Here is an 18,455-nt window from a genome sequence, read left to right as displayed (position 1 = left end):
GCTCGCAGCCGCTTGCCGCAAGTTTGTGGCTCGCGTCATTTTGAAGCATGTTAGGAGCCAACGGGCTCCAAGAGAGCCTGCGTAGCGCATTCACATTGCAGGGAGGACCAAATGACAAAAAACGACACAAACGGCCACGGGACTGCCAGCAAGGGCAAGCAGCGCAAGCTCCGCTCCCGCGAGTGGTTCGACAACCCTCATAATCCCGGCATGACCGCGCTCTATCTCGAGCGCTATCTGAACTACGGGCTGACACGAAAAGAGTTGCAGTCGGGCAAGCCCATCATCGGCATCGCCCAGACCGGTAACGACCTTTCCCCCTGCAATCGGCATCATCTCGAACTGGCCCATCGTGTCAGGGAGGGAATCCGCGAGGCCGGCGGGATCGCCATGGAATTCCCGACCCATCCGATCCAGGAGACCGGCAAGCGTCCCACTGCGGCGCTCGACCGCAACCTCGCCTATCTCGGTCTGGTCGAAGTGCTGTTCGGCTATCCGCTCGACGGCGTGGTGCTGACCACCGGCTGCGACAAGACAACGCCCGCCTGCATGATGGCAGCGGCCACGGTCAACCTGCCGGCGATCGTGCTCTCGGGCGGCCCGATGCTCAACGGCTGGCATGAAGGCGAGCGGACCGGATCCGGTACCGTGGTCTGGAAATCCCGCGAACGGCTCGCCGCCGGCGAGATCGACTATGAAGAGTTCATGGAGATCGTCGCCTCCTCCGCGCCGTCGGTCGGCCATTGCAACACCATGGGCACCGCCTCGACCATGAACTCGCTGGCGGAGGCCCTCGGCATGTCCCTGCCCGGCTGCGCCGCCATCCCCGCGCCCTATCGCGAGCGCGGCCAGATCGCCTATGAGACGGGCAAGCGCATCGTGGAGATGGTCTGGGAGGATTTGAAGCCCTCGGACATTCTGACGCGGAAGGCGTTCGAGAATTGCATCGTGGTCAATTCCGCAATCGGCGGCTCGACCAATGCGCCGATCCACATCAATGCGCTGGCGCGCCATGTCGGCGTGGAGCTGTCGATCGACGACTGGCAGAAGATCGGCCATGACGTGCCGCTCTTGGTGAACATGCAGCCGGCCGGGTTCTACCTCGGCGAGGAATTTCACCGCGCCGGCGGCGTGCCGGCCGTGGTGCGCGAACTGATGAAGCACAAACGCATCCATGAGGACGCCGTCACGGTCAACGGCCGCAGCATGGGCGACAATTGCCGCGACGCGCCCAAGCCTGATAGCGACGTGATCTGGAGCTACGACAAGCCGCTGGTGAAGGACGCCGGCTTCCTGGTGCTGCGCGGCAATCTGTTCGATTCCGCGATCATGAAGACCAGCGTGATCTCCAAGGAATTCCGCGAGCGCTATTTGAGCAATGCGAAGGACCCGAACGCCTTCGAAGGCCGCGCCATCGTATTCGACGGCCCCGAGGACTATCACGCGCGGATCGAGGACCCATCGCTCAACATCGACGAGCACTGCGTCCTGTTCATTCGCGGCGCAGGGCCGATCGGCTATCCCGGCGGCGCGGAGGTCGTGAACATGCAACCACCGGCCGCGCTGATCAAACGCGGCATCCTGGCGCTTCCTTGCGTCGGCGACGGCCGGCAATCGGGCACGTCGGGCTCGCCCTCGATCCTCAACGCCAGCCCGGAAGCTGCGGCCAACGGAGGCCTCGCGATCCTGAAGACCGGCGACAAGGTGCGCATCGACCTCAACAAGGGCAGCGCCAATATCCTGATCTCGGAGGACGAGCTGGAGCGCCGCCGCGCCGAGCTGAAGGCCAAGGGCGGCTATCCGCATCCTGCCGACCAGACGCCGTGGCAGGAGCTCTACCGCAAGACCGTGGGCCAGCACGCCACCGGCGCCTGCATGGAGCTCGCCACGCGCTATCACGACATCGCCAACAAGGTCGGCGTGGCGCGGGACAATCACTAGGACCACCGTCGTTCCGGGGCGATGCGAGGCATCGAACTCTGATGTGCAATTGCACATCTGAGAATCTCGAGATTCCGGGTCTGGTGCTTTCGCACCATCCCGGAATGGCGTTGCTCAACTCGGCGGCCACAACGAACTAACGAAAATCGAAAATTCAGGAGACCCCCCTATGTCAGACCGCCTCAAGGGCAAACGCGCATTGGTGACGGCGGCGGCGGCCGGCATCGGCCGCGCCTGCGCCATCGCCTTTGCGCGCGAGGGCGCCACGGTGTTCGCGACCGATGTCGATGAGAAAGGCTTGAGCACGCTCAAGAACGATGGCATTGCCGAAGTGGCGCGGCTTGACGTGCGCGACACCGCCGCCGTCGCGGCGGCCGCCAAGCGCATCGGCAAGGTCGATGTTCTCCTGAATGCCGCGGGGTTCGTGCATCACGGCACCATTCTCGACTGCTCGGACGAGGATTGGGATTTCTCGTTCGACCTCAACGTCAAGTCGATGCACCGGATCATCAGAGCGTTCCTGCCGGCCATGCTGGAGGGCGGCGGTGGCGCCATCGTCAACATCTCCTCGGCCGCCGGCGTCTTCAAGGCCGCGCCAAATCGCTACGTCTATGGTGCAACCAAGGCCGCGGTGGCGGCGCTGACCCGTTCGGTCGCCGCCGACTTCATCGGCAAAGGCATTCGCTGCAACTGCATCTGCCCGGGCACGATCGAGACGCCGTCCATGCTGCAGCGTGCAGCAGCGGCGGGCCCTGGCGGGCGCGAGATGTTCGTCGCGCGCCAACCAATGGGCCGGCTGGGCACGGCGGAAGAGATCGCCGCGCTCGCGGTCTATCTCGCCAGCGACGAGAGCGCCTTTACCACGGGCGTTGCCCATGTCATCGACGGCGGCTGGACGCTGTAGACAAATTCTCCGTCATTCCGGGATGGTGCGCTAGCACCAGACCCGGAATCTCGAGATTTTCGGGTTCACGCTTCGCGTGCCCCGGAGTGACGGAATGAAACAACACAGAGGATCCTCACCATGAACAAGATCGATCTCAACGGACGCTGCGCCGTCGTCACCGGCGGCGCGCAGGGTTTTGGACGCGCCATCACGGAGCGCTTTGCCGCCTCCGGCGCCAAGGTCGCGATCTGGGACCACGATCAGACGCTCGCGGACAAGACCGCGAAGGAGATCGGCGGCGCCGTCACCGCCGTGAAGGTCGACGTCACCGATTGGGGCGCGGTCGAAACCGCCCGCGACGCCACGCTGAAGGCCTTCGGCAAGATCGACATTCTCGTCAACAATGCCGGCATTGCCGGCGTCAATAAGACGGTGTGGGAGACCGATCTCGAGGAATGGCGCAAGGTTCTGCGCATCAATCTCGACGGCCCCTTCATCTGCTGCAAGGCGATCGTGCCGACGATGGTGAAACAGAATTACGGCCGCATCGTCAACATCGCCTCCATTGCCGGCAAGGAAGGCAACCCGAACGCCGCGCATTATTCGGCCTCCAAGGCCGGCCTGATCGCTTTGACAAAATCGCTCGGCAAGGAGCTCGCGCAGCAGAACATCATGGTCAACGCGGTGACGCCGGCCGCGGCGAAGACCGCGATCTTCGACCAGCTCACGCAGCAGCACATCGATTTCATGCTCTCGAAGATTCCGAAGGGCCGGTTCGTGCTGGTCGAGGAAGTCGCGGCGATGGTCGCCTGGCTGTCGTCGGAGGATTGCGGCTTCTCCACCGGCGCCGTGTTCGATATCTCCGGCGGGCGGGCGACGTATTAGTCAGGGCTCGCTCGACATCAATCCATCCGCCGGCTGGGCGCGGCGACGCTCCGTCGTCGCGATCCAGATGCCGGCGAAGACCGCTACGATGCCGAGGACCAGATTCCAGTGCAGCGGCTCGTGAAGCAGCGCCGCTCCAACCGCTGACGCGGCGATCGGATTGACGCAGACCGAGATCGCAACGCGCGTCGGCGTCGTCCGCTGCAGCGCGAACGCCCAGAGATAGAAGGTAAGCGCAGCCCCGAAAGCGCCGAGATAGCCAGCGGCGAGCCATTGCGACGCGCCGAATGCCGCGACAGGGCCGAAGCTGCCCCGCAGCCATGAGACGATGATGAGGCATGCCGCGCCAATGCCCATGGACGTCGCGGTGAAGGACATCGGGCCAGAACGGCGGATGAGCGGCTTGGACCAGATGCTGTAAAGCGCCATGCAGAGCGCGGCAGCAATCATCAGAAGATCACCGCGCCAGGCCCCGCTCGGCGCGCTGGAGAGCCCGGAGAGCAGCGCCAGCGCGACGCCCACCATCGCGACCAGAACCCCGATCGACTTGCGGGCCGTCAAGGCTTCGCTACCGAGCGACGCACCGACAACCATCGTCAGGAGCGGAAGCGTCGATAACGCCAGCGCGCCGCGCGCTGCGGTCGTGAAAATCAGGGACGCGTTAAAGAGGATCGGGAACAGGGCGAAGTACAACACGCCCAGTCCCGCCGTGCCGGTCCAGTCCCGCCGCGCGGGCCAGCGATCGCCTTTGAGAGCCGCGAGCGGCAGCAGGAGCAGAAAACCGATGCCGAAGCGGAAGGAGCCGATGGCGAGAGGATCGATCGCATTGACCAGGTACCGCGTGGCTCCGATTGAGGTTCCCCCCAAGCTGCTGGATAGGACCGCAGCCAGAACGCCCCAGGCTTCCCCCATATCATCGACCTTCCTTGTTCGACCTTCGCGCTTCTTCGATTGCCGACGAGGATAGGAAGGCGCTACTAATCAAGGAATGGAATTTCTTTGATCAAAGATATCACGCTTGCTGATGAACCTTCCCGTCCTCGATCCCGATCTCCTGAAGGCCTTTGTCGCCGTCGCCGATCACCGCTCGTTTACGCGCGCGGCGACCAGCCTCAACCGCACCCAGTCGGCGGTGAGCATGCAGATCAAGCGTCTTGAGGATCGGCTCGGGGTGGAACTGTTCCAGCGGACCAAAGCGAATGTCGATTTGACATCCGCCGGCGAAGGTCTGCTCGGCTATGCCCGACGCATCCTAATGCTGAACGACGAAGCGGTCGGCCGGCTGCGCGAGCACAAGGTCGAAGGCGTCGTTCGGCTCGGCGTGATGGACGATTACGGCACCTTCATCGTGCCGCCCTTGCTGGCGAGTTTCATCGCCAGCTATCCGCTCATTCATGTCGAGATGGAGACCGGGCTAACGGCCTCGATGCCGGGCCGACTCGGCGAGGCCTACGACCTCGTCATTGCCATGCACCCGGCAGGACGCGGCGAAGGCGAGTTCCTGCGGCGCGAGCAGGCCGTCTGGGCCGCCGGCGCCGCTCACTCGATCGAGGAGCAGGATCCGCTGCCCGTTGCGCTCTATCCCCAGGGCTGCCTGTTCCGGAAATGGGCCATCGAAGCACTCGACGCCGCCAAGCGCCGCTGGCGCCTGGCCTTCGTCAGCCACAGCCTCGCGGCTGTGGAGGCGATCGCGACCCAAGGCCTGGCCGTGACAGTGGTGAAGGCCGGCACTTTCCCGCCACGGCTGCGCCCGCTGTCTGATCGCGATGGCATGCCGCCCCTGCCCGCCGCCGACATCTGCCTGCATCGCGCCACCAATCTGTCGCGCGCCGGGGTCCTTTTGGCGGATCACCTGCGGACGGCCATCCGAAACGAGGTGCCGTTGCAACGAGCCCGTGCTAGCGCTGTTGCGTCGGCCGAACCGAACGAGATCGTCGCGTGCCCCTGAACGCTACCGCTTACGAGTTCTCCACCTGGATCCTGCCGCTGGTGTTTGCCATCACCTTCCACGAGGCGGCGCACGGCTTCGTCGCGCACGCCTTTGGCGACAGCACGGCCTGGAATCTCGGGCGGGTCAGCTTCAATCCGCTGCGCCACATCGATCCGTTCGGGACCCTGCTACTGCCGGCACTGTTGCTGCTGTCGCATTCGCCATTCCTGTTCGGTTACGCCAAGCCGGTTCCCGTCAACTTCCGCAAGCTCCGCACGCCGAGGCTCGGCATGATTCTGGTGGCGCTGGCCGGGCCGGGCACCAACATCTTGCTCGCGCTCGCCGCAGCCGCCGCTTTTCACCTGCTCCCGATCGTTCCAGCGAATGCGGCATTGTGGGTCGCGGCCAATTTGAAAAACACCGTTCTCATCAATGTGGTGCTGGCGGTCTTCAACATGATGCCGATTCCGCCGCTCGACGGCGGACGCGTCGCGGTCGGGATATTGCCGCGGCCGCTGGCGGTGCCGCTCTCCCGCCTCGAGCCGTTTGGCATGTTGATTCTGATAGGAATTTTGATCCTGCTGCCCTTGGCAGGTTCGCAGTTCGGTCTAAATCTTAATGTTATTTCAGCGGGGCTGAGGACGGTGACCGATTTTTTGATCCGCCTCATACTCATTTTAACCGGTAATTCGTAGCCCATCATAAGGACTGGCGAGAGAAAGCCGAGGGCACCTTGGTCAAAGCTGCTGATATGATGATCGCGCGCCGCGCCGACACCAGGGCCCGCGCCGATTTCGCGACCTGGAAAATGATCGCCAAGCTCAATGGTGCCTCCTCTCTTCCCGCCAGCGCCCAGAATTTCCTCGCAAGCTACAAGGCCCTGCTCAAGGACATGAGCGAGGCGGATGCAACCGAAGCCACCATCCGCCAGATGTATGCGACGTATTATAAAGAGATGGGCGGGGCCGGCACGCCGCCGGAGGTCCGCCCGGCTCCGACCGCTCCGGTGGCCGATAATGTCACGGCCTTTAGGCGGCCGGCGGCGCGATCGAAACCGTCCAGCTTTCGAGCCAGTTTCGGCTTCGGCGGGCAAGGTCAACAGCAGCGGCTTCCGGTGGCGCTGATCTTCACCTGTCTCGTCATCGTCTATGTCGGGATCAGGTATTTCTGGCGTTAGGACCAAGTTCCGCGACTGACGCTCCACGGTTTCGCCTCGGCGCTCGATCGCCGCTCATTTGGCGGCCTTGAAGTCCACCGGCAAACTGAAGGAAAACTGATCGTCGGTGAGGCCCGCGGGCGGCGGAGGTACCGGATCGGAACGGCGGACCATCGCGATCGCCGCCGCGTCGTAAGCGGCGTCTCCCGAGGATTCCGCGACATCGACCGAGACCACGTTGCCGCGACGGTTCAGCACAAGATTCAAACGCACCTTCGCGGCTTTGTTCTTGCCGGCGGGGAACCGCTTGTGCAGTTCAAAATAAGCGCTGATCTTTCGGCCCCAATTGGCTGTCAGCCTCAGCTTGTCCTTGCCGATGCCGACATTGGGCGCCTTCGCCTTCTCCGACTCGACGGCGCTGTCCTCGAGCGACTTGCGCGAGCTCTCTTCCGAGTTCTCCGATGCTTGGCTGGCCTGGGTCTGCACCGCCGCGACCTTGGCCTCATCCTCTTTGGGCTTCTTCGAATCGTTGGTGGTGACGACGCGATCCGCATCGCTCGTCTCGTCCGGAACGTCCTTTGGCAGATCCGTCTCCTTAACCTCGGTCTTCTGCTCCGCGACCTCGGGCGAGGCCTGCGAAGCGGAGGAGTCCGGTCCGGCCGGGAGATCGTCATCGGGAACCTTTGGCGAGGCCATTTCGAAGCCGATCTCGACCGCATTCGCGCCAAGGCCGTCGTCGTCGCTCTCGACGCTACGATGCGACAACGCGAACGCCGCTCCGCCGAGATGAAGCGCCAGCGAGGCGACGCCGGCGCAAATCCATAAGCGCCGCGATGACGTGCGTCTGCTGTCGAGGTCACCCATGCCGATGCTGCCCTTCGCGATCACGGCTTTGCAACGGCGGCCGGCGGCGACTGCCCGGATGCCGCCGGCACGCCCTCGAGCGCCACCAGCTTGATCTTCGCGTAACCGCCCGCACGAAGGATCTCCAGCACGTCCATCATCTCGCCATAGGGCACGGCGCGGTCCGCGCGCAGGAAAATGAAGCGATCCTTGCTGGCGTCGGCCATTGCATCGAGCGAGCGCACGAGGTCGGGGCGTTTGACCGGCGTCTCCCCGATCGCCAGCGACAGATCGGGCTTGATGCTGACATAGGTCGGCTTGTCCGGCTTCTTCTCAGGTGTCGCGGTCGATGTCGGAAGATTGATCGGCAGATCGACCGTCGCGAGCGGCGCCGCCACCATGAAGATGATCAGCAACACCAGCATGACATCGATGAACGGCGTGACGTTGATATCGTGGGCTTCCGAAAACTCCTCGTCGTCGTCCAACCCGCCTTCCGCGATCGAAGCGCCCATCGCTCAAGCTCCCCCGCTCACTCCGCCGCCCGCGCCAGCACACCGCGATGACCGCGGTCGAGATCGCGCGACAAAAGGCGCGCGGCGGCGCCGGAAGCACGGGCGACCAGTTCGAGATAGGTCTTGGTCACGCGCGCGAAGTGATTGTAGATGAGGACGGCCGGGATCGCCGCCGCAAGACCGACGGCAGTCGCAAGCAGCGCTTCCGCAATGCCCGGCGCGACCACCGCAAGATTGGTCGTCTGCGCTTTTGAGATCCCGATAAAACTGTTCATGATACCCCACACTGTGCCGAACAGTCCGACGAAGGGCGAGGTCGAACCGATCGATGCCAGGAGGCCCATGCCCAGGCGGATGCGACGCGCCTCCGCGCGGGAGATCTCCGCAAAGCTCGATGCGGCGCGCTCCTTGATGCCGCCGTCATTGGCGATTCCCGCCGACAGCCGCGCCTCCTGCATCGCTGCGTCAAGGAGCTGTGACAGGACGACATCGCTTCCTCCGAGCGCAAACTGCGCCTCCGCCAGCGACCTCGCCCCGCGAATTTTCCCGAGCGCCGCGGTCAACTTGCGCCGGATCACCGACAACTCGATCGTCTTGCCGATGAAGATGGTCCAGGTCATCAGCGAGGCGAAGGCAAGCCCGCTCATCACGATCTTGACCAGGATGTCGGCCGACAGGAACATCGACCATGGCGACAGCTCGTGCAGTGACGGCTTCAGCGCCTTTGCGGCGCTATCCGCGTCGGCGGCATCTGCCGCCGCGCTGGCAGAAGCCGCCACCGGCGCCGCGCTTGCCGGAACTGCAGGCGCTTGCGTGGGATTTTCTTGTTGCGTCAGCGCCTGGCTCGCAGCGGGTGCCTGCTGCTGCGCCTGGGCGGGCTGCTGCGCCAACGCAACCCCTGCCTGCGACAGGATCGCGAGTGCGGTTACCCAATTAAGAATTGTTCTAAACATTGCCGCACCATCTCCGACCAGCGAGGCCTGTGGTTAAGCCGCTTGGGCGGCACGGTTCAAGACCCGGGGACAGGTTTGAGAGCGAATCTAAGTTGAACGCGGTTAGCGTTCTCCTCCGCGACGGTGTTGCGCGCTGAAAACGGCGGCGCGGGGCCCAGCGGCGCTTCGGTGCGCCCAGGAATGGCCACCGCGCGTCTCCTTGCGCTCCAGTCCTTGCGCTCCAGGTGATCTTCCATCGCATCGCAGCCTTGCAGATCTCGATTGTGGCCGACGGCATCGCCGCTCAATTCGCTGGGCAAGGCGCAAAATGCCGCAGGACGATCCAAGCGATCCGATGAAAATATCGGGCCGGGTGTAATTTGTTCGTCATATCGAGGATGAAGCTGGTGCGTCTTGCGCCAGCTCAAATGCCACCCTCGCCCAGGCGTGCTATCGGTGATTCAGTTGGGCGCCATGATCTCATGCCCGATTGCCATTCTGATCCGGAAGGATATCCTCCGCATCGGCGGCAATCGGAGCGTCGCGCGCTCCGAAGTGGGGTGATGAAAAAGTTTCTAACGCAGCTAAGGAGCGGTCCGACCCGCGTCGTCGTGGCGTGGGCCGTTGCCTTTGGCTTGTTGCTTCAGACTCTCCTGCCCGTGCTCGCGCTCCACGCAAGGGCGCAAGCGTTGGCGGATCCCGATTTTGGGATCATCTGCAGCGGCAGTGGCGGCGATCATTCGGATCAGGCCGGTGGCCCGAAGCCGCTCGACGATGCGCATCCAAACGATTGCTGCTCAATTTGCGTGCTGATTCACGCGAGCCACCTTGCCGTCCCACCTCAAGCGGCGGCGGACGTCTTCCCTTGGCCGGCCCAAGCGCAAGCGATCCAAATATCTCGGGACCATCGGGGCGCTGTAGCGCTGGCCTTTGTCCCCTACAGCTCCCGCGCACCGCCGCCAGCGTCCTGACGCCCTTTCTCTAGCAACCTGTCAGACCGTTTCCTGTCCGGGAGTGAATCCTCGGCGGTTCAATCCGCATGCGCGGAGCACAATTGTGTTCGAAATCCCCAAGCCTAACTCTACACCCATCCAAATATTGCCCGACTTCAAGCGATCCGCCGTTCTGCGCGCGCCGCGCGCATTCACTGCGCTCACGGCCGTCGCGGCGCTCGCCTCGGCGGTGTCGCTGAGCCCGACGCCCGTACTGGCCCAGGCCGAGGCGTCGCAGCCGCTTCCCCGAATCGTGGTGCAGAAGCCGAAGCGGAAGCCACATGTGGTGCAGCCCGCCGCAGCCGCACGCGCAACTCCGGCCGAGGCGGTTGTCGCATCGACGCCACGGGCGCGGGATTTGGTGACGACCGCCAACACCACAACGCTGTCCGGCGAGGCCGTATCCGACCGCGCGCTCGCGACCAGCGACAGCGCCGCTCTCGTGAACGATATTCCCGGCGGGGCCGTCTGGGGAGCGGGCGGAGTCTCCAGCCTTCCGGCCCTCAACGGTATGGGTGCCGATCGTGTTCAGGTCGCGATCAACAGCATGCTGATCAGCCCCGCTTGTCCCAACGAAATGAACCCGCCGCTCTCCTTCGTTAATCCGTCGATGATTTCCAGCATGCGCGCCTATCTTGGCGTCGCGCCGGTCAGCGCGGGCGGCGATTACACGGGCGGTAAGATCATCGTCGAAACCGCGCCGCCGAAATTCTCGCTGGAATCCCAGGGCTGGGTCACCAGTGCCATGCTGTCGGGCTTCTTTCGAAGCAACAACAACAGCTATGGCGTCGATGCCTCTGCCTCGATCGCCAATCACGATACCAGCGTCAGTTATACCGGCGGTTGGGTCCGTGCCGGCGATTATCACGCGGCCGACGGCACCACGGTCAAGTCGACACTATACGAGACGCAGAATCACGCGTTGACCATTTCCAAGCAGACATTCGGCAACCTGTTCTCGGTGCAGGTCGGCGGCCAATTCATCCCCTATCAGGGCTACGTCAACCAATACATGGACATGGTCTATAACCGCGGCCTGTTCGTGAACGGACGCTATGAGGGCGCATTCGACTGGGGAACCTTGGAAGCAAGCGCTTTCGCGCACCAGATCCGCCACACCATGGGTTTCATCGCGCCGGACAAGATCGGCGAGATGCCGATGGATACCAAAGGATCGGACATCGGCTATTCGCTGAAGGCGACGGTCGCCGCCTCTACCCGGGATGTGGTCCGCTTCGGCAACGAACTGTACCACAATCAGCTCAGGGACTGGTGGGATCCGGTTGCGGGATCAATGATGATGAGCCCCAACGCCTTCATCAGCCTCAATGATGGCACACGCAACCGGCTCGGGACGTTCGCCGAATGGGAGCACAAGTGGAGCCGCGAATGGACCACCCTGATCGGCCTGCGCAACGACATCGTGTGGATGAACACCGGCAATGTGCAGGGCTACAACATGATGTATGCCGCCGATGCCGCGGCATTCAACGCACTCGACCACGCGCGGACGGATCTCAATCTCGACGGCTCCGCGCTCGTGCGATACGAGCCGGATCAGCTCAGCGTGTTCGAACTCGGCTTCGCCCGCAAAACCCGCTCGCCGAATTTGTACGAGCGGTACGCATGGTCCACCAATATGATGGCCATGAACATGATCGGCTGGTTCGGCGACGGCAATGGCTATGTCGGCAACATCGACCTCAAGCCGGAGAAGGCCCACACCGCGAGCATCACCGCCGGCTGGCACGATGCTGCGCAGAAGGATTGGGACATCAAGATCACGCCGTACTACACCTATGTTCAGGACTATATCGATGTCGATCGTTGTTTCACCGCTGCGACGTCGATGTCCTGCGGCGCCATGAATCTCACCGAGCGGAACGATTTCGTGTACCTGCGCTTCGCCAACCATGACGCGACGCTCTATGGCGTCAATCTCTCGGGCAAGGTCGCAATGTGGGATAATGAAAGCTACGGCCGGGGCGTCTTTCGCGCGGTGCTGAGCTATACCCGCGGCCAACGCACCGACGGCATCGATCTCTATCATGTCATGCCTGTCAATGCGAAGTTAGCGCTCGACCACACGCTGGGTAACTGGACCAACAGTGTGGAACTGCAACTGGTGGGATCGAAGGACTTCGTGAGCCAGGTCCGCAATGAACTGACCACGCCATCCTACGCGCTGGTCAACGTCCGCACCGGCTATCAATGGCAGCAGGTCCGCATCGACTTCGGCATCGACAACCTCTTCAATGAATACTATGTCCTGCCGCTCGGCGGCGCCGACCTCACCGATTACAAGGGCGCGGCGGGGACGCTCTATGGCTTCAACGTGCCCGGACCAGGCCGCTCATTCAACGGGCGCCTCACCGTGCAGTTCTGATCCAACGCATCGCCGCGCAAGCTGCGGCCGAAACGGAGCTTCTGGTCAATGCCTGAGGCTCACCGGCCGCAGTCGCAACGGTCTTCGGCAAAAACCAGCTTAGCCTCTAAAGCATCCGCCGGCCAAGCTGCAGGGCCGGTCGAGCGCCCTCAACCAGTCCCGTCATTGCGAGGAGCGAAAGCGACGAAGCGATCCAGACTGTATCCGCGGAGAAAATCCGTATTGCTTCGCTTGCGCTCGCAATTGTGCATGTTCACTAATTCGCTGATCGAATCCAGCCCGCAGGGGGGATTCGATGCGCGACAACAGCTTCGACCGGACGATTGAACGGAATTACATTCAGAAGTGGCGGTTCTTGATCGCAGAGTATGAGGAAGTGAAAGCGGGGCGATCGGCGACATTCCGGCGGGTCGGGGATTTCTACCGCCACCACGGCACGTGCTCGCAGACCTTCCGGAAGTACTATAACCGCTACCTGCGCAGCGGCGCGGAGGCCGACCTGCTGCCGCAGCGCCGCGGGCCGAAATGGCGCGAACGCCGCCAGCCGGAAGGCATTGAGGCGGAGATCGTCGCCTGCCGCAAGCGCGGCATGAACCGATACGAGATCCATGCCGCCTTGCGTGAACAGCGCGATACGGTACCCTCGCCATCGACCATCTATCGCGTCCTAAAGCGCCACGAGCTGAACCGCCGCACCCCGGCGATGCGTGAGGAGAAACGCCGCATTATCAAGGACAAGATCGGGGAACTCGGCCATATTGACCTGCACCAACTGCCGCGCGACATGTTCCTGGTGCCGCCGCCAAGCCCTGCCTTCATCATCAGCCTGCTCGACAGTTGCTCACGCCTGGCCTGGGCCGAAGTCCTGACCTCGAAAAAGGCGCTGCCGGTCATGTTCAAGGCCCTGAAGATGATCAACACCCTGAGCGTCACCTATGGGGTCCAGTTCGCCGAGATCCTCTCTGATAACGGGGCCGAGTTCGCCTCCCGCAATAAACCGGAGGAGCACCCCTTCGAAGCCATGCTGATCGAGCTCGGCATCAAGCACCGCTACACCAGGCCCTACCGGCCGCAGACCAATGGCAAGGTCGAGCGGTTCTGGCGAACCCTGGACGATGACGTCATCGAGGGCGCCACCTTCGATAACCTTGAGCACTTCGCCAATGAACTGTTCGAGTACCTGATCTACTACAACAACTTCAGACCTCATCAGGCCCTCGGCGGCAAGACCCCAAAGGACTTCGCCGCCGCCCAGACTCAAACCATTCGATCAGCGAATTAGTGAACATGCACAGCAATGACGTCGGAGGTTGGGCGCGCGTCTCGTCGATTCGCTCAGATCGGCGACTGCTCTAAACCTCGGCCCAGTAGCGAATGAGGTTGTGATAGATGCCGGTCAGCTTGACCGTTTCGGGGTCATCGCGGCCCAGCCGCTCGGCGAGCGCCTGGATCGCGGTGTCGAGGTCGAAGATCATGCTGCGCGCATGAGCGTCGCGGATCATGCTCTGCAGCCAAAAGAAGGACGCAACGCGCGCGCCGCGCGTGACCGACGTTACCATGTGCAGGCTCGAAGCCGGATAAAGCACGAGATCGCCGGCGGGCAGCTTGACTTCGTGAGAGCCGTAGAGGTCCTCGATCACGAGTTCGCCGCCGTCGTATTCCTCCGGTTCGGACAGGAACAGCGTCACCGACAGATCGGTCCGAATCCGCAGGCCCGTCAGGCGGTCGCCGCGCACGGCATTGTCGACGTGAATACCGAAATGATGACCGGCCGCCGCGGTATAGCGATTGAACAGCGGCGGGAAGATATGTTGAGGCACCGCGGCCGAAAGGAAACGCGGATTGGCCGTCAGCGCCGAAATGATGCGGTTGCCGAGCTTGCGTGCCACCTCGCCGTCCGGCGGCAATTGCTCATTGCGCTTGACCAGCGCCGACTGCGCGCCTGCTGTGGAGCGGCCGTCCTCCCAAGCCGAGGCGTCCATGATGCGGCGGAAATCCGCCACATCCTGCTTGCTCAAAACATCGGGGACGCAGATCAGCATGGGCGTCGTCAGTATCTTGCCGAGACGACCAGATAGGCGGCGCGGCCGGGCGCTTCGAGCACGAATGGCGCGGCGCTCTGGTAGAAGGCGTCGTAATAGCGCTTGTCGAAGATGTTGTTGACGAATAGCTTGACCGTCCAGTGCTTGTCGATCTTGGCTTCCGCGAACGCGTCGAAGCGCCAATAGCTCGGCAGCGACGTCCCCTGGTTGGCGGCGAGTAAGGTGCCGCCATACATCTTCGAGCGGTAGACCGCCTGGCCGCCGATCTCCCACATGTCATCCAACTGATATTTGGAGAGCATGCTGAAGGATTGATGCGCGACGTTGGCCAGCGGCAGCCCCACATTGGTCGTGTAGAGCGTGGTGTTGGCCGGCGGCACAAGCGACTTTGTCACTTCCGATTGCATCAAGACCAGGCCGCCGAACACGCTCCATTTGTCCGTGATCTTGCCGCCGACTTCGAGATCGATGCCCCTGATGCGATAGGCGGCGCCGGCGGTGATGCAGGAGACAGTGCCAACTGTACCGGTCGGATAGGGACAGGCCGCCGTAGCGGTGGCGGGCGACGTGATGTTTCGCGACTCGCGCGCGTTTTCTTTCTCTGTCTGGAACAGCGCACCGGTGACCAACAGATGCCGGTCGAACAATTCCCATTTGTTGCCGATTTCGATCGCCGTGTTCTTTTCAGGCCCAAAAATCTGGTTGGAGGCGCCGTTGAGGACCGGTGCCAGGCCGCCATAGGTCGAACTGGTGCCGTCGAACTCGGCGCCGACCGGATTGGACGACGTCGCATAGGCGACATAGACGCTGGTGATCGGCAGCGGCTTGAGCGTCAGGCCCAGGTTGAAATTGGGCAGACCAAAATCGGCGGATTGTGAGCCGAAGACGTTGGCGACGCCATTCACAGTTCCGTAGCCGGATGTCGCGATGCTGTAGTCGTCGTAGCGGATACCGCCATTCAAAATGACGAAATCATTGTAGTTGGCGGAATCCAGCAGGTAGACGCTCTTGGTGTCGATGTTGACCTTGGTCGGGAGCCCCGTCAGCGTCGGCGTTCCACTAAACGGCAGCAGTGTGTATTGCGGATAGAACACGCTGACGCCGGTCAACGAACCAGAGCCGCTGAAGCCGCCCGGGAGCGCCTCTGAGCTCAGGCCGGCATATTTGTCGATGCTGGAGGTTTCGCGCGAGAGTTCCACGCCTCCAAGAGCCGTGTGATTCCAGCCTTCCGTATTGAATTTGTAGCTCGCTTCCGTCTGGTTCGCGAGCACCTCGGTCGGTTGATAGCGGCTTTGCGGATTGGCGCTCAGCGTCGATGCGGACAACGGATTGGTCAGGACCGGCGATTCCGGGATGGTCCCGATATAGTTCAAAGTCGAGCGCGACGCCCTCACCTTGTCGCTGATGGTGAGATCGGGCGTGATCTGCAGCTCGGTGTTCACCGTCCCAATGTCCTGACGGACCTGGAAGAAGTCACGATTCGCGAAACCGTAGAAATTGTTACGATTGACGCCGAAATCCGGAAATGGTCCACCAGCGGTGCTCGCCGTGCTCGGCCGGTAGTAGGGCACACCGAAATCCGGCAAACCGTGGATGTCGGTGTGGATGTAATCGGCGGTGATCTTGACGGCGTCAACGGGCGTCCATTTCGCCGCAACGAAGCCGCCGCTGCGGTCGTCGGTGACGTAGCTGCGGCCCGCGATGCCGGCGTCCTGAAACAATCCGCCAGCGCGAACCGCGAAGGTCGGGCTGATGACCTGGTTGACGTCGAGCACGACCCGTTTGGTCTTATCCGTGCCGAACGTCGTGTCCATGTTGTAGAAGCTGTTTTCGGTGTTCGCCTGCTTGGTCACGATGTTGATCGCGCCGCCCGCGGTACCCCGGCCCGCGAACGAGGAGGCGGGTCCGCGCAGGATCTCGACCTGCTCGGTGAAGAAGTTTTCCCGGACGCTGACGCCGGAATCGCGCACCCCATCGATGAAGATGTCGTTTCTCGCGTCGAAACCGCGGATGAAGAAGCGGTCGCCGAAGGCATTGCCACCCTCGCCCGTGCCAAGCGTGACGCCCGCCGTGCTCAAGACCGCCTGCTTGAGGTTGGTGGCATTCTTGTCGTCCAGCACCTGCCTGCTGAGCACCGTCACCGACCTCGCCGTATTCAACACCGGCTCGGGAAATCTGCCCGACTCCGCAAGATGGTCAACCTTGTAAGGTGCAGCCGGATCCGCATAGGGATCGCGATCCGGCGGCAAACCGCCGGCATTGGGAAACGGCACCGCCGCCACGCGCTGCTGCTGTCGCGCCGCGCGGCGGAGCGCATTGCGGGCGCGAATCTGCTCCTGCGTCGGCTTTGAGGCGGTAGGCCGCGGATGCGCGACCGGTGCATCGACCGTCACCGGCGGCAGATTGGATTGCTGCGCCTCGGCTCCGGACACTGACGCCACCGCGATGAGCCCTGCGACCGCGGAGACTTTCTTCCCGGAATTGCCGTCGAAATTTTCGCTCACCATTCCGACCGTTGCCAACGAACGCAACGATCGCGGTGCGACCACCTGCCCCATATTCATGCGCCCCACGACTTATTATTCAATGGCGCGCAACAAGCGTGCGCGCTGGGCCTTGGTATCGAGCGGGAATTTCGCGGTCAACGCGATCGGGACGCGAAGACGCTTGAAAAGGTCCAGATCAAAACGATTCTAATCTGCAGTTTGAAATCGTTCTAAAGGAAGTTTGTAAGCGTTCTAAAGAGTGCTCAACGCGAGACGCGTTAGTCACTGCTCGGCGGCTTCATCAGCGAGAACAGCTCATCGACCGTTTGCTGCGCGATGAGCCGCACGCGATCGGTATCCTTCGTGCCGGCGATATTGACGCCTTTCACCACCGCTTTGATCTCGTCGCGAAAATCGGTGAGGAACCGCAAGGGATCGCGCGAATCATTGGCCACGCGCGCGATCAGCCCCGTGATCAGGATCTGGCACGCGATCATTTTTCCGTTCAACTCGTCCATCCACAGCTCCGCGCATTCGTGCGTCACGTGGTATGACCGACGCGCCGCCGGCTTACAACGGGAGCGCCGCACATTTGAATTCGTTCTAAATTGAGAAGCAGCGCTGCGCCGGCACCGCGCCCAAAGCCAGGGCGAAACTCTCCGCGACCGAACTATTCCAGACGATCGACCCGGCGGAGCGCGGGAAAAAGCCTCATCCAAATCAGCGCCAGCGCGATCGTGCCGATGCCGCCGAGCAGAGCTGCAGGTACAACGCCCAAGAGGGATGCGGCGATGCCGCTAATGACCCGGCGGCGATAATCGCTCAAAAATGCAGCCACGCGTCTTGCGCGAACGGCGCGCGTGTCCGCGCACCCTGCTACTTCGCCGCGACGTGCCCCGATGGATCGGACAACGTCTTGATCCGCTCCTTGATGTCGCGCAGCGTGGTCAGGCTGGTTTCAATCGCTTCAGTGGAGACGGTGTCGAGAACATCGGTGGCGATGGCATCGCGCAGGCTGTCGAGATCGTCGACGAGCTGACGGCCCTGTGGAGTCAGAAACAGGCGGTTGGCGCGCCGGTCCTTCGGATCGTGGCGTCGTTCGAGCAGGCCATGTTCGACCAGCCGATCGAGCAGACGCACCAGCGAAATCGGCTGCAGCTCGAGCACATCGGCAAGATCGACCTGCGACAATCCCTCCTGCTCGCGCAGCCGAAACAGCACGATCCATTGCGCGCGGGTGGTGCCTTTTGCCTTGGCGCGGTGATCGATATAGTTGCGCAGGAGTCTCGAGCTTTCGACGAGCTGTGAAATGAGCTTCCGTTTCAGGTCGAGCGACATGACTCCGGCGTTCCCTCGAAGATTGCCAATTGTTTAGGATTCTCAAGTCATAGTGTGTTTACACATAAAGTGCACGCATACTATATCTGGTTGCGCTGGGAACGGTTTTGAAGACCCATTATT

19 protein-coding genes are annotated in these 18,455 nt (G+C 62.5%); 9 read left to right on the top strand and 10 right to left on the bottom strand.

Features of this window, described 5'->3' with window-relative positions; translation table 11 throughout:
* The first annotated feature begins 111 nt into the window (after positions 1-111).
* The 3 genes from P6U23_RS17940 to P6U23_RS17930 all read left to right on the top strand — a co-directional run bounded on the left by P6U23_RS17940 (position 112) and on the right by P6U23_RS17930 (position 3,712).
* Positions 112-1,941 carry an IlvD/Edd family dehydratase gene (locus P6U23_RS17940; protein ID WP_407181022.1) on the top strand — a complete coding sequence of 610 codons (1,830 nt, stop codon included), beginning with the start codon at positions 112-114 and terminating at the stop codon, positions 1,939-1,941.
* A 169-nt stretch (positions 1,942-2,110) separates the two neighbouring features.
* Positions 2,111-2,845, top strand: a complete 735-nt coding sequence (locus tag P6U23_RS17935) for an SDR family oxidoreductase (protein ID WP_407181021.1) — start codon at positions 2,111-2,113, stop codon at positions 2,843-2,845.
* A 120-nt stretch (positions 2,846-2,965) separates the two neighbouring features.
* Positions 2,966-3,712 (top strand): SDR family NAD(P)-dependent oxidoreductase, encoded by a 747-nt coding sequence (locus P6U23_RS17930; protein WP_407181020.1) that lies wholly within the window; start codon positions 2,966-2,968, stop codon positions 3,710-3,712.
* Here the strand turns inward: P6U23_RS17930 and P6U23_RS17925 are convergent, their stop codons facing one another.
* Positions 3,713-4,624, bottom strand: coding sequence for a DMT family transporter (locus P6U23_RS17925; protein ID WP_407181019.1), 912 nt, complete (start codon positions 4,622-4,624; stop codon positions 3,713-3,715). It abuts the gene before it with no gap.
* Between the two features lie 112 nt (positions 4,625-4,736).
* Here P6U23_RS17925 and P6U23_RS17920 point away from each other — a divergent pair, with 112 nt between their 5' ends.
* The 3 genes from P6U23_RS17920 to P6U23_RS17910 are packed head-to-tail and all read left to right on the top strand — an operon-like array spanning position 4,737 to position 6,819.
* Positions 4,737-5,660 carry a LysR family transcriptional regulator gene (locus P6U23_RS17920; protein ID WP_407181018.1) on the top strand — a complete coding sequence of 308 codons (924 nt, stop codon included), beginning with the start codon at positions 4,737-4,739 and terminating at the stop codon, positions 5,658-5,660.
* Entirely contained in the window at positions 5,657-6,337 is a 681-nt protein-coding gene (locus P6U23_RS17915) for a site-2 protease family protein (protein ID WP_407181503.1), read from the top strand. Before P6U23_RS17920 ends, P6U23_RS17915 begins: the two co-directional genes overlap by 4 nt.
* Before the next feature lie 56 nt (positions 6,338-6,393).
* Positions 6,394-6,819 (top strand): hypothetical protein, encoded by a 426-nt coding sequence (locus P6U23_RS17910; RefSeq protein ID WP_407181502.1) that lies wholly within the window; start codon positions 6,394-6,396, stop codon positions 6,817-6,819.
* A gap of 54 nt (positions 6,820-6,873) precedes the next feature.
* Here the strand turns inward: P6U23_RS17910 and P6U23_RS17905 are convergent, their stop codons facing one another.
* The 4 genes from P6U23_RS17905 to P6U23_RS17890 are packed head-to-tail and all read right to left on the bottom strand — an operon-like array spanning position 6,874 to position 9,516.
* Positions 6,874-7,662, bottom strand: coding sequence for an energy transducer TonB (locus P6U23_RS17905; RefSeq protein ID WP_407181017.1), 789 nt, complete (start codon positions 7,660-7,662; stop codon positions 6,874-6,876).
* Positions 7,663-7,682: 20 nt separating this feature from the next.
* Positions 7,683-8,156 carry a TonB system transport protein ExbD gene (gene exbD / locus P6U23_RS17900; RefSeq protein WP_407181016.1) on the bottom strand — a complete coding sequence of 158 codons (474 nt, stop codon included), beginning with the start codon at positions 8,154-8,156 and terminating at the stop codon, positions 7,683-7,685.
* 17 nt (positions 8,157-8,173) lie between these two features.
* Positions 8,174-9,109 (bottom strand): tonB-system energizer ExbB, encoded by a 936-nt coding sequence (gene exbB / locus P6U23_RS17895; protein WP_407181015.1) that lies wholly within the window; start codon positions 9,107-9,109, stop codon positions 8,174-8,176.
* 56 nt (positions 9,110-9,165) lie between these two features.
* Entirely contained in the window at positions 9,166-9,516 is a 351-nt protein-coding gene (locus P6U23_RS17890; RefSeq protein WP_407181014.1) for a hypothetical protein, read from the bottom strand.
* Here P6U23_RS17890 and P6U23_RS17885 point away from each other — a divergent pair.
* The 3 genes from P6U23_RS17885 (at position 9,487) to P6U23_RS17875 (ending at position 13,748) form a co-directional block, all read left to right on the top strand.
* Positions 9,487-10,059, top strand: a complete 573-nt coding sequence (locus P6U23_RS17885) for a DUF2946 family protein (protein ID WP_407181013.1) — start codon at positions 9,487-9,489, stop codon at positions 10,057-10,059. The two genes, P6U23_RS17890 and P6U23_RS17885, sit on opposite strands and share 30 nt — an antisense overlap.
* Before the next feature lie 85 nt (positions 10,060-10,144).
* Positions 10,145-12,466: a TonB-dependent receptor gene (locus tag P6U23_RS17880; RefSeq protein WP_407181012.1), complete on the top strand. Its 2,322-nt coding sequence runs from the start codon at positions 10,145-10,147 to the stop codon at positions 12,464-12,466.
* Positions 12,467-12,761: 295 nt separating this feature from the next.
* On the top strand, positions 12,762-13,748 hold the full coding sequence (locus P6U23_RS17875; protein ID WP_407176980.1) for an integrase core domain-containing protein: 987 nt from the start codon (positions 12,762-12,764) through the stop codon (positions 13,746-13,748).
* A 70-nt stretch (positions 13,749-13,818) separates the two neighbouring features.
* Here P6U23_RS17875 and P6U23_RS17870 read toward each other — a convergent pair whose 3' ends face one another.
* From P6U23_RS17870 to P6U23_RS17850, 5 genes are all read right to left on the bottom strand, one after another.
* Positions 13,819-14,508: a Fe2+-dependent dioxygenase gene (locus P6U23_RS17870; RefSeq protein ID WP_407181011.1), complete on the bottom strand. Its 690-nt coding sequence runs from the start codon at positions 14,506-14,508 to the stop codon at positions 13,819-13,821.
* An 8-nt stretch (positions 14,509-14,516) separates the two neighbouring features.
* A complete protein-coding gene (locus P6U23_RS17865; RefSeq protein ID WP_407181501.1) occupies positions 14,517-17,066 on the bottom strand; it encodes a TonB-dependent receptor in 2,550 nt (849 codons plus the stop codon).
* Between the two features lie 206 nt (positions 17,067-17,272).
* A complete protein-coding gene (locus tag P6U23_RS17860; RefSeq protein WP_407181010.1) occupies positions 17,273-17,512 on the bottom strand; it encodes a hypothetical protein in 240 nt (79 codons plus the stop codon).
* Between the two features lie 152 nt (positions 17,513-17,664).
* A complete protein-coding gene (locus P6U23_RS17855) occupies positions 17,665-17,820 on the bottom strand; it encodes a hypothetical protein (RefSeq protein WP_407181009.1) in 156 nt (51 codons plus the stop codon).
* Positions 17,821-17,870: 50 nt separating this feature from the next.
* Positions 17,871-18,332 (bottom strand): MarR family winged helix-turn-helix transcriptional regulator, encoded by a 462-nt coding sequence (locus P6U23_RS17850; protein ID WP_407181008.1) that lies wholly within the window; start codon positions 18,330-18,332, stop codon positions 17,871-17,873.
* Positions 18,333-18,455 lie beyond the last annotated feature (123 nt).

The sequence above is a fragment of the Bradyrhizobium sp. STM 3562 genome, assembly GCF_045571435.1.
Lineage (GTDB): Bacteria > Pseudomonadota > Alphaproteobacteria > Rhizobiales > Xanthobacteraceae > Bradyrhizobium.
This window is presented reverse-complemented; position numbering and strand designations above follow the sequence as displayed.

Bases quoted from the DNA above. Each gene is read 5' to 3' on its own strand.
- P6U23_RS17940 (WP_407181022.1), top strand. From the start codon at position 112: ATGACAAAAAACGACACAAACGGCCACGGGACTGCCAGCAAGGGCAAG.
- P6U23_RS17935 (WP_407181021.1), top strand. From the start codon at position 2,111: ATGTCAGACCGCCTCAAGGGCAAACGCGCATTGGTGACGGCGGCGGCG.
- P6U23_RS17930 (WP_407181020.1), top strand. From the start codon at position 2,966: ATGAACAAGATCGATCTCAACGGACGCTGCGCCGTCGTCACCGGCGGC.
- P6U23_RS17925 (WP_407181019.1), bottom strand. From the start codon at position 4,624: ATGGGGGAAGCCTGGGGCGTTCTGGCTGCGGTCCTATCCAGCAGCTTG.
- P6U23_RS17920 (WP_407181018.1), top strand. From the start codon at position 4,737: ATGAACCTTCCCGTCCTCGATCCCGATCTCCTGAAGGCCTTTGTCGCC.
- P6U23_RS17910 (WP_407181502.1), top strand. From the start codon at position 6,394: ATGATGATCGCGCGCCGCGCCGACACCAGGGCCCGCGCCGATTTCGCG.
- P6U23_RS17905 (WP_407181017.1), bottom strand. From the start codon at position 7,662: ATGGGTGACCTCGACAGCAGACGCACGTCATCGCGGCGCTTATGGATT.
- exbD (WP_407181016.1), bottom strand. From the start codon at position 8,156: ATGGGCGCTTCGATCGCGGAAGGCGGGTTGGACGACGACGAGGAGTTT.
- exbB (WP_407181015.1), bottom strand. From the start codon at position 9,109: ATGTTTAGAACAATTCTTAATTGGGTAACCGCACTCGCGATCCTGTCG.
- P6U23_RS17885 (WP_407181013.1), top strand. From the start codon at position 9,487: ATGAAGCTGGTGCGTCTTGCGCCAGCTCAAATGCCACCCTCGCCCAGG.
- P6U23_RS17875 (WP_407176980.1), top strand. From the start codon at position 12,762: ATGCGCGACAACAGCTTCGACCGGACGATTGAACGGAATTACATTCAG.
- P6U23_RS17870 (WP_407181011.1), bottom strand. From the start codon at position 14,508: ATGCTGATCTGCGTCCCCGATGTTTTGAGCAAGCAGGATGTGGCGGAT.
- P6U23_RS17865 (WP_407181501.1), bottom strand. From the start codon at position 17,066: ATGGGGCAGGTGGTCGCACCGCGATCGTTGCGTTCGTTGGCAACGGTC.
- P6U23_RS17860 (WP_407181010.1), bottom strand. From the start codon at position 17,512: ATGGACGAGTTGAACGGAAAAATGATCGCGTGCCAGATCCTGATCACG.
- P6U23_RS17850 (WP_407181008.1), bottom strand. From the start codon at position 18,332: ATGTCGCTCGACCTGAAACGGAAGCTCATTTCACAGCTCGTCGAAAGC.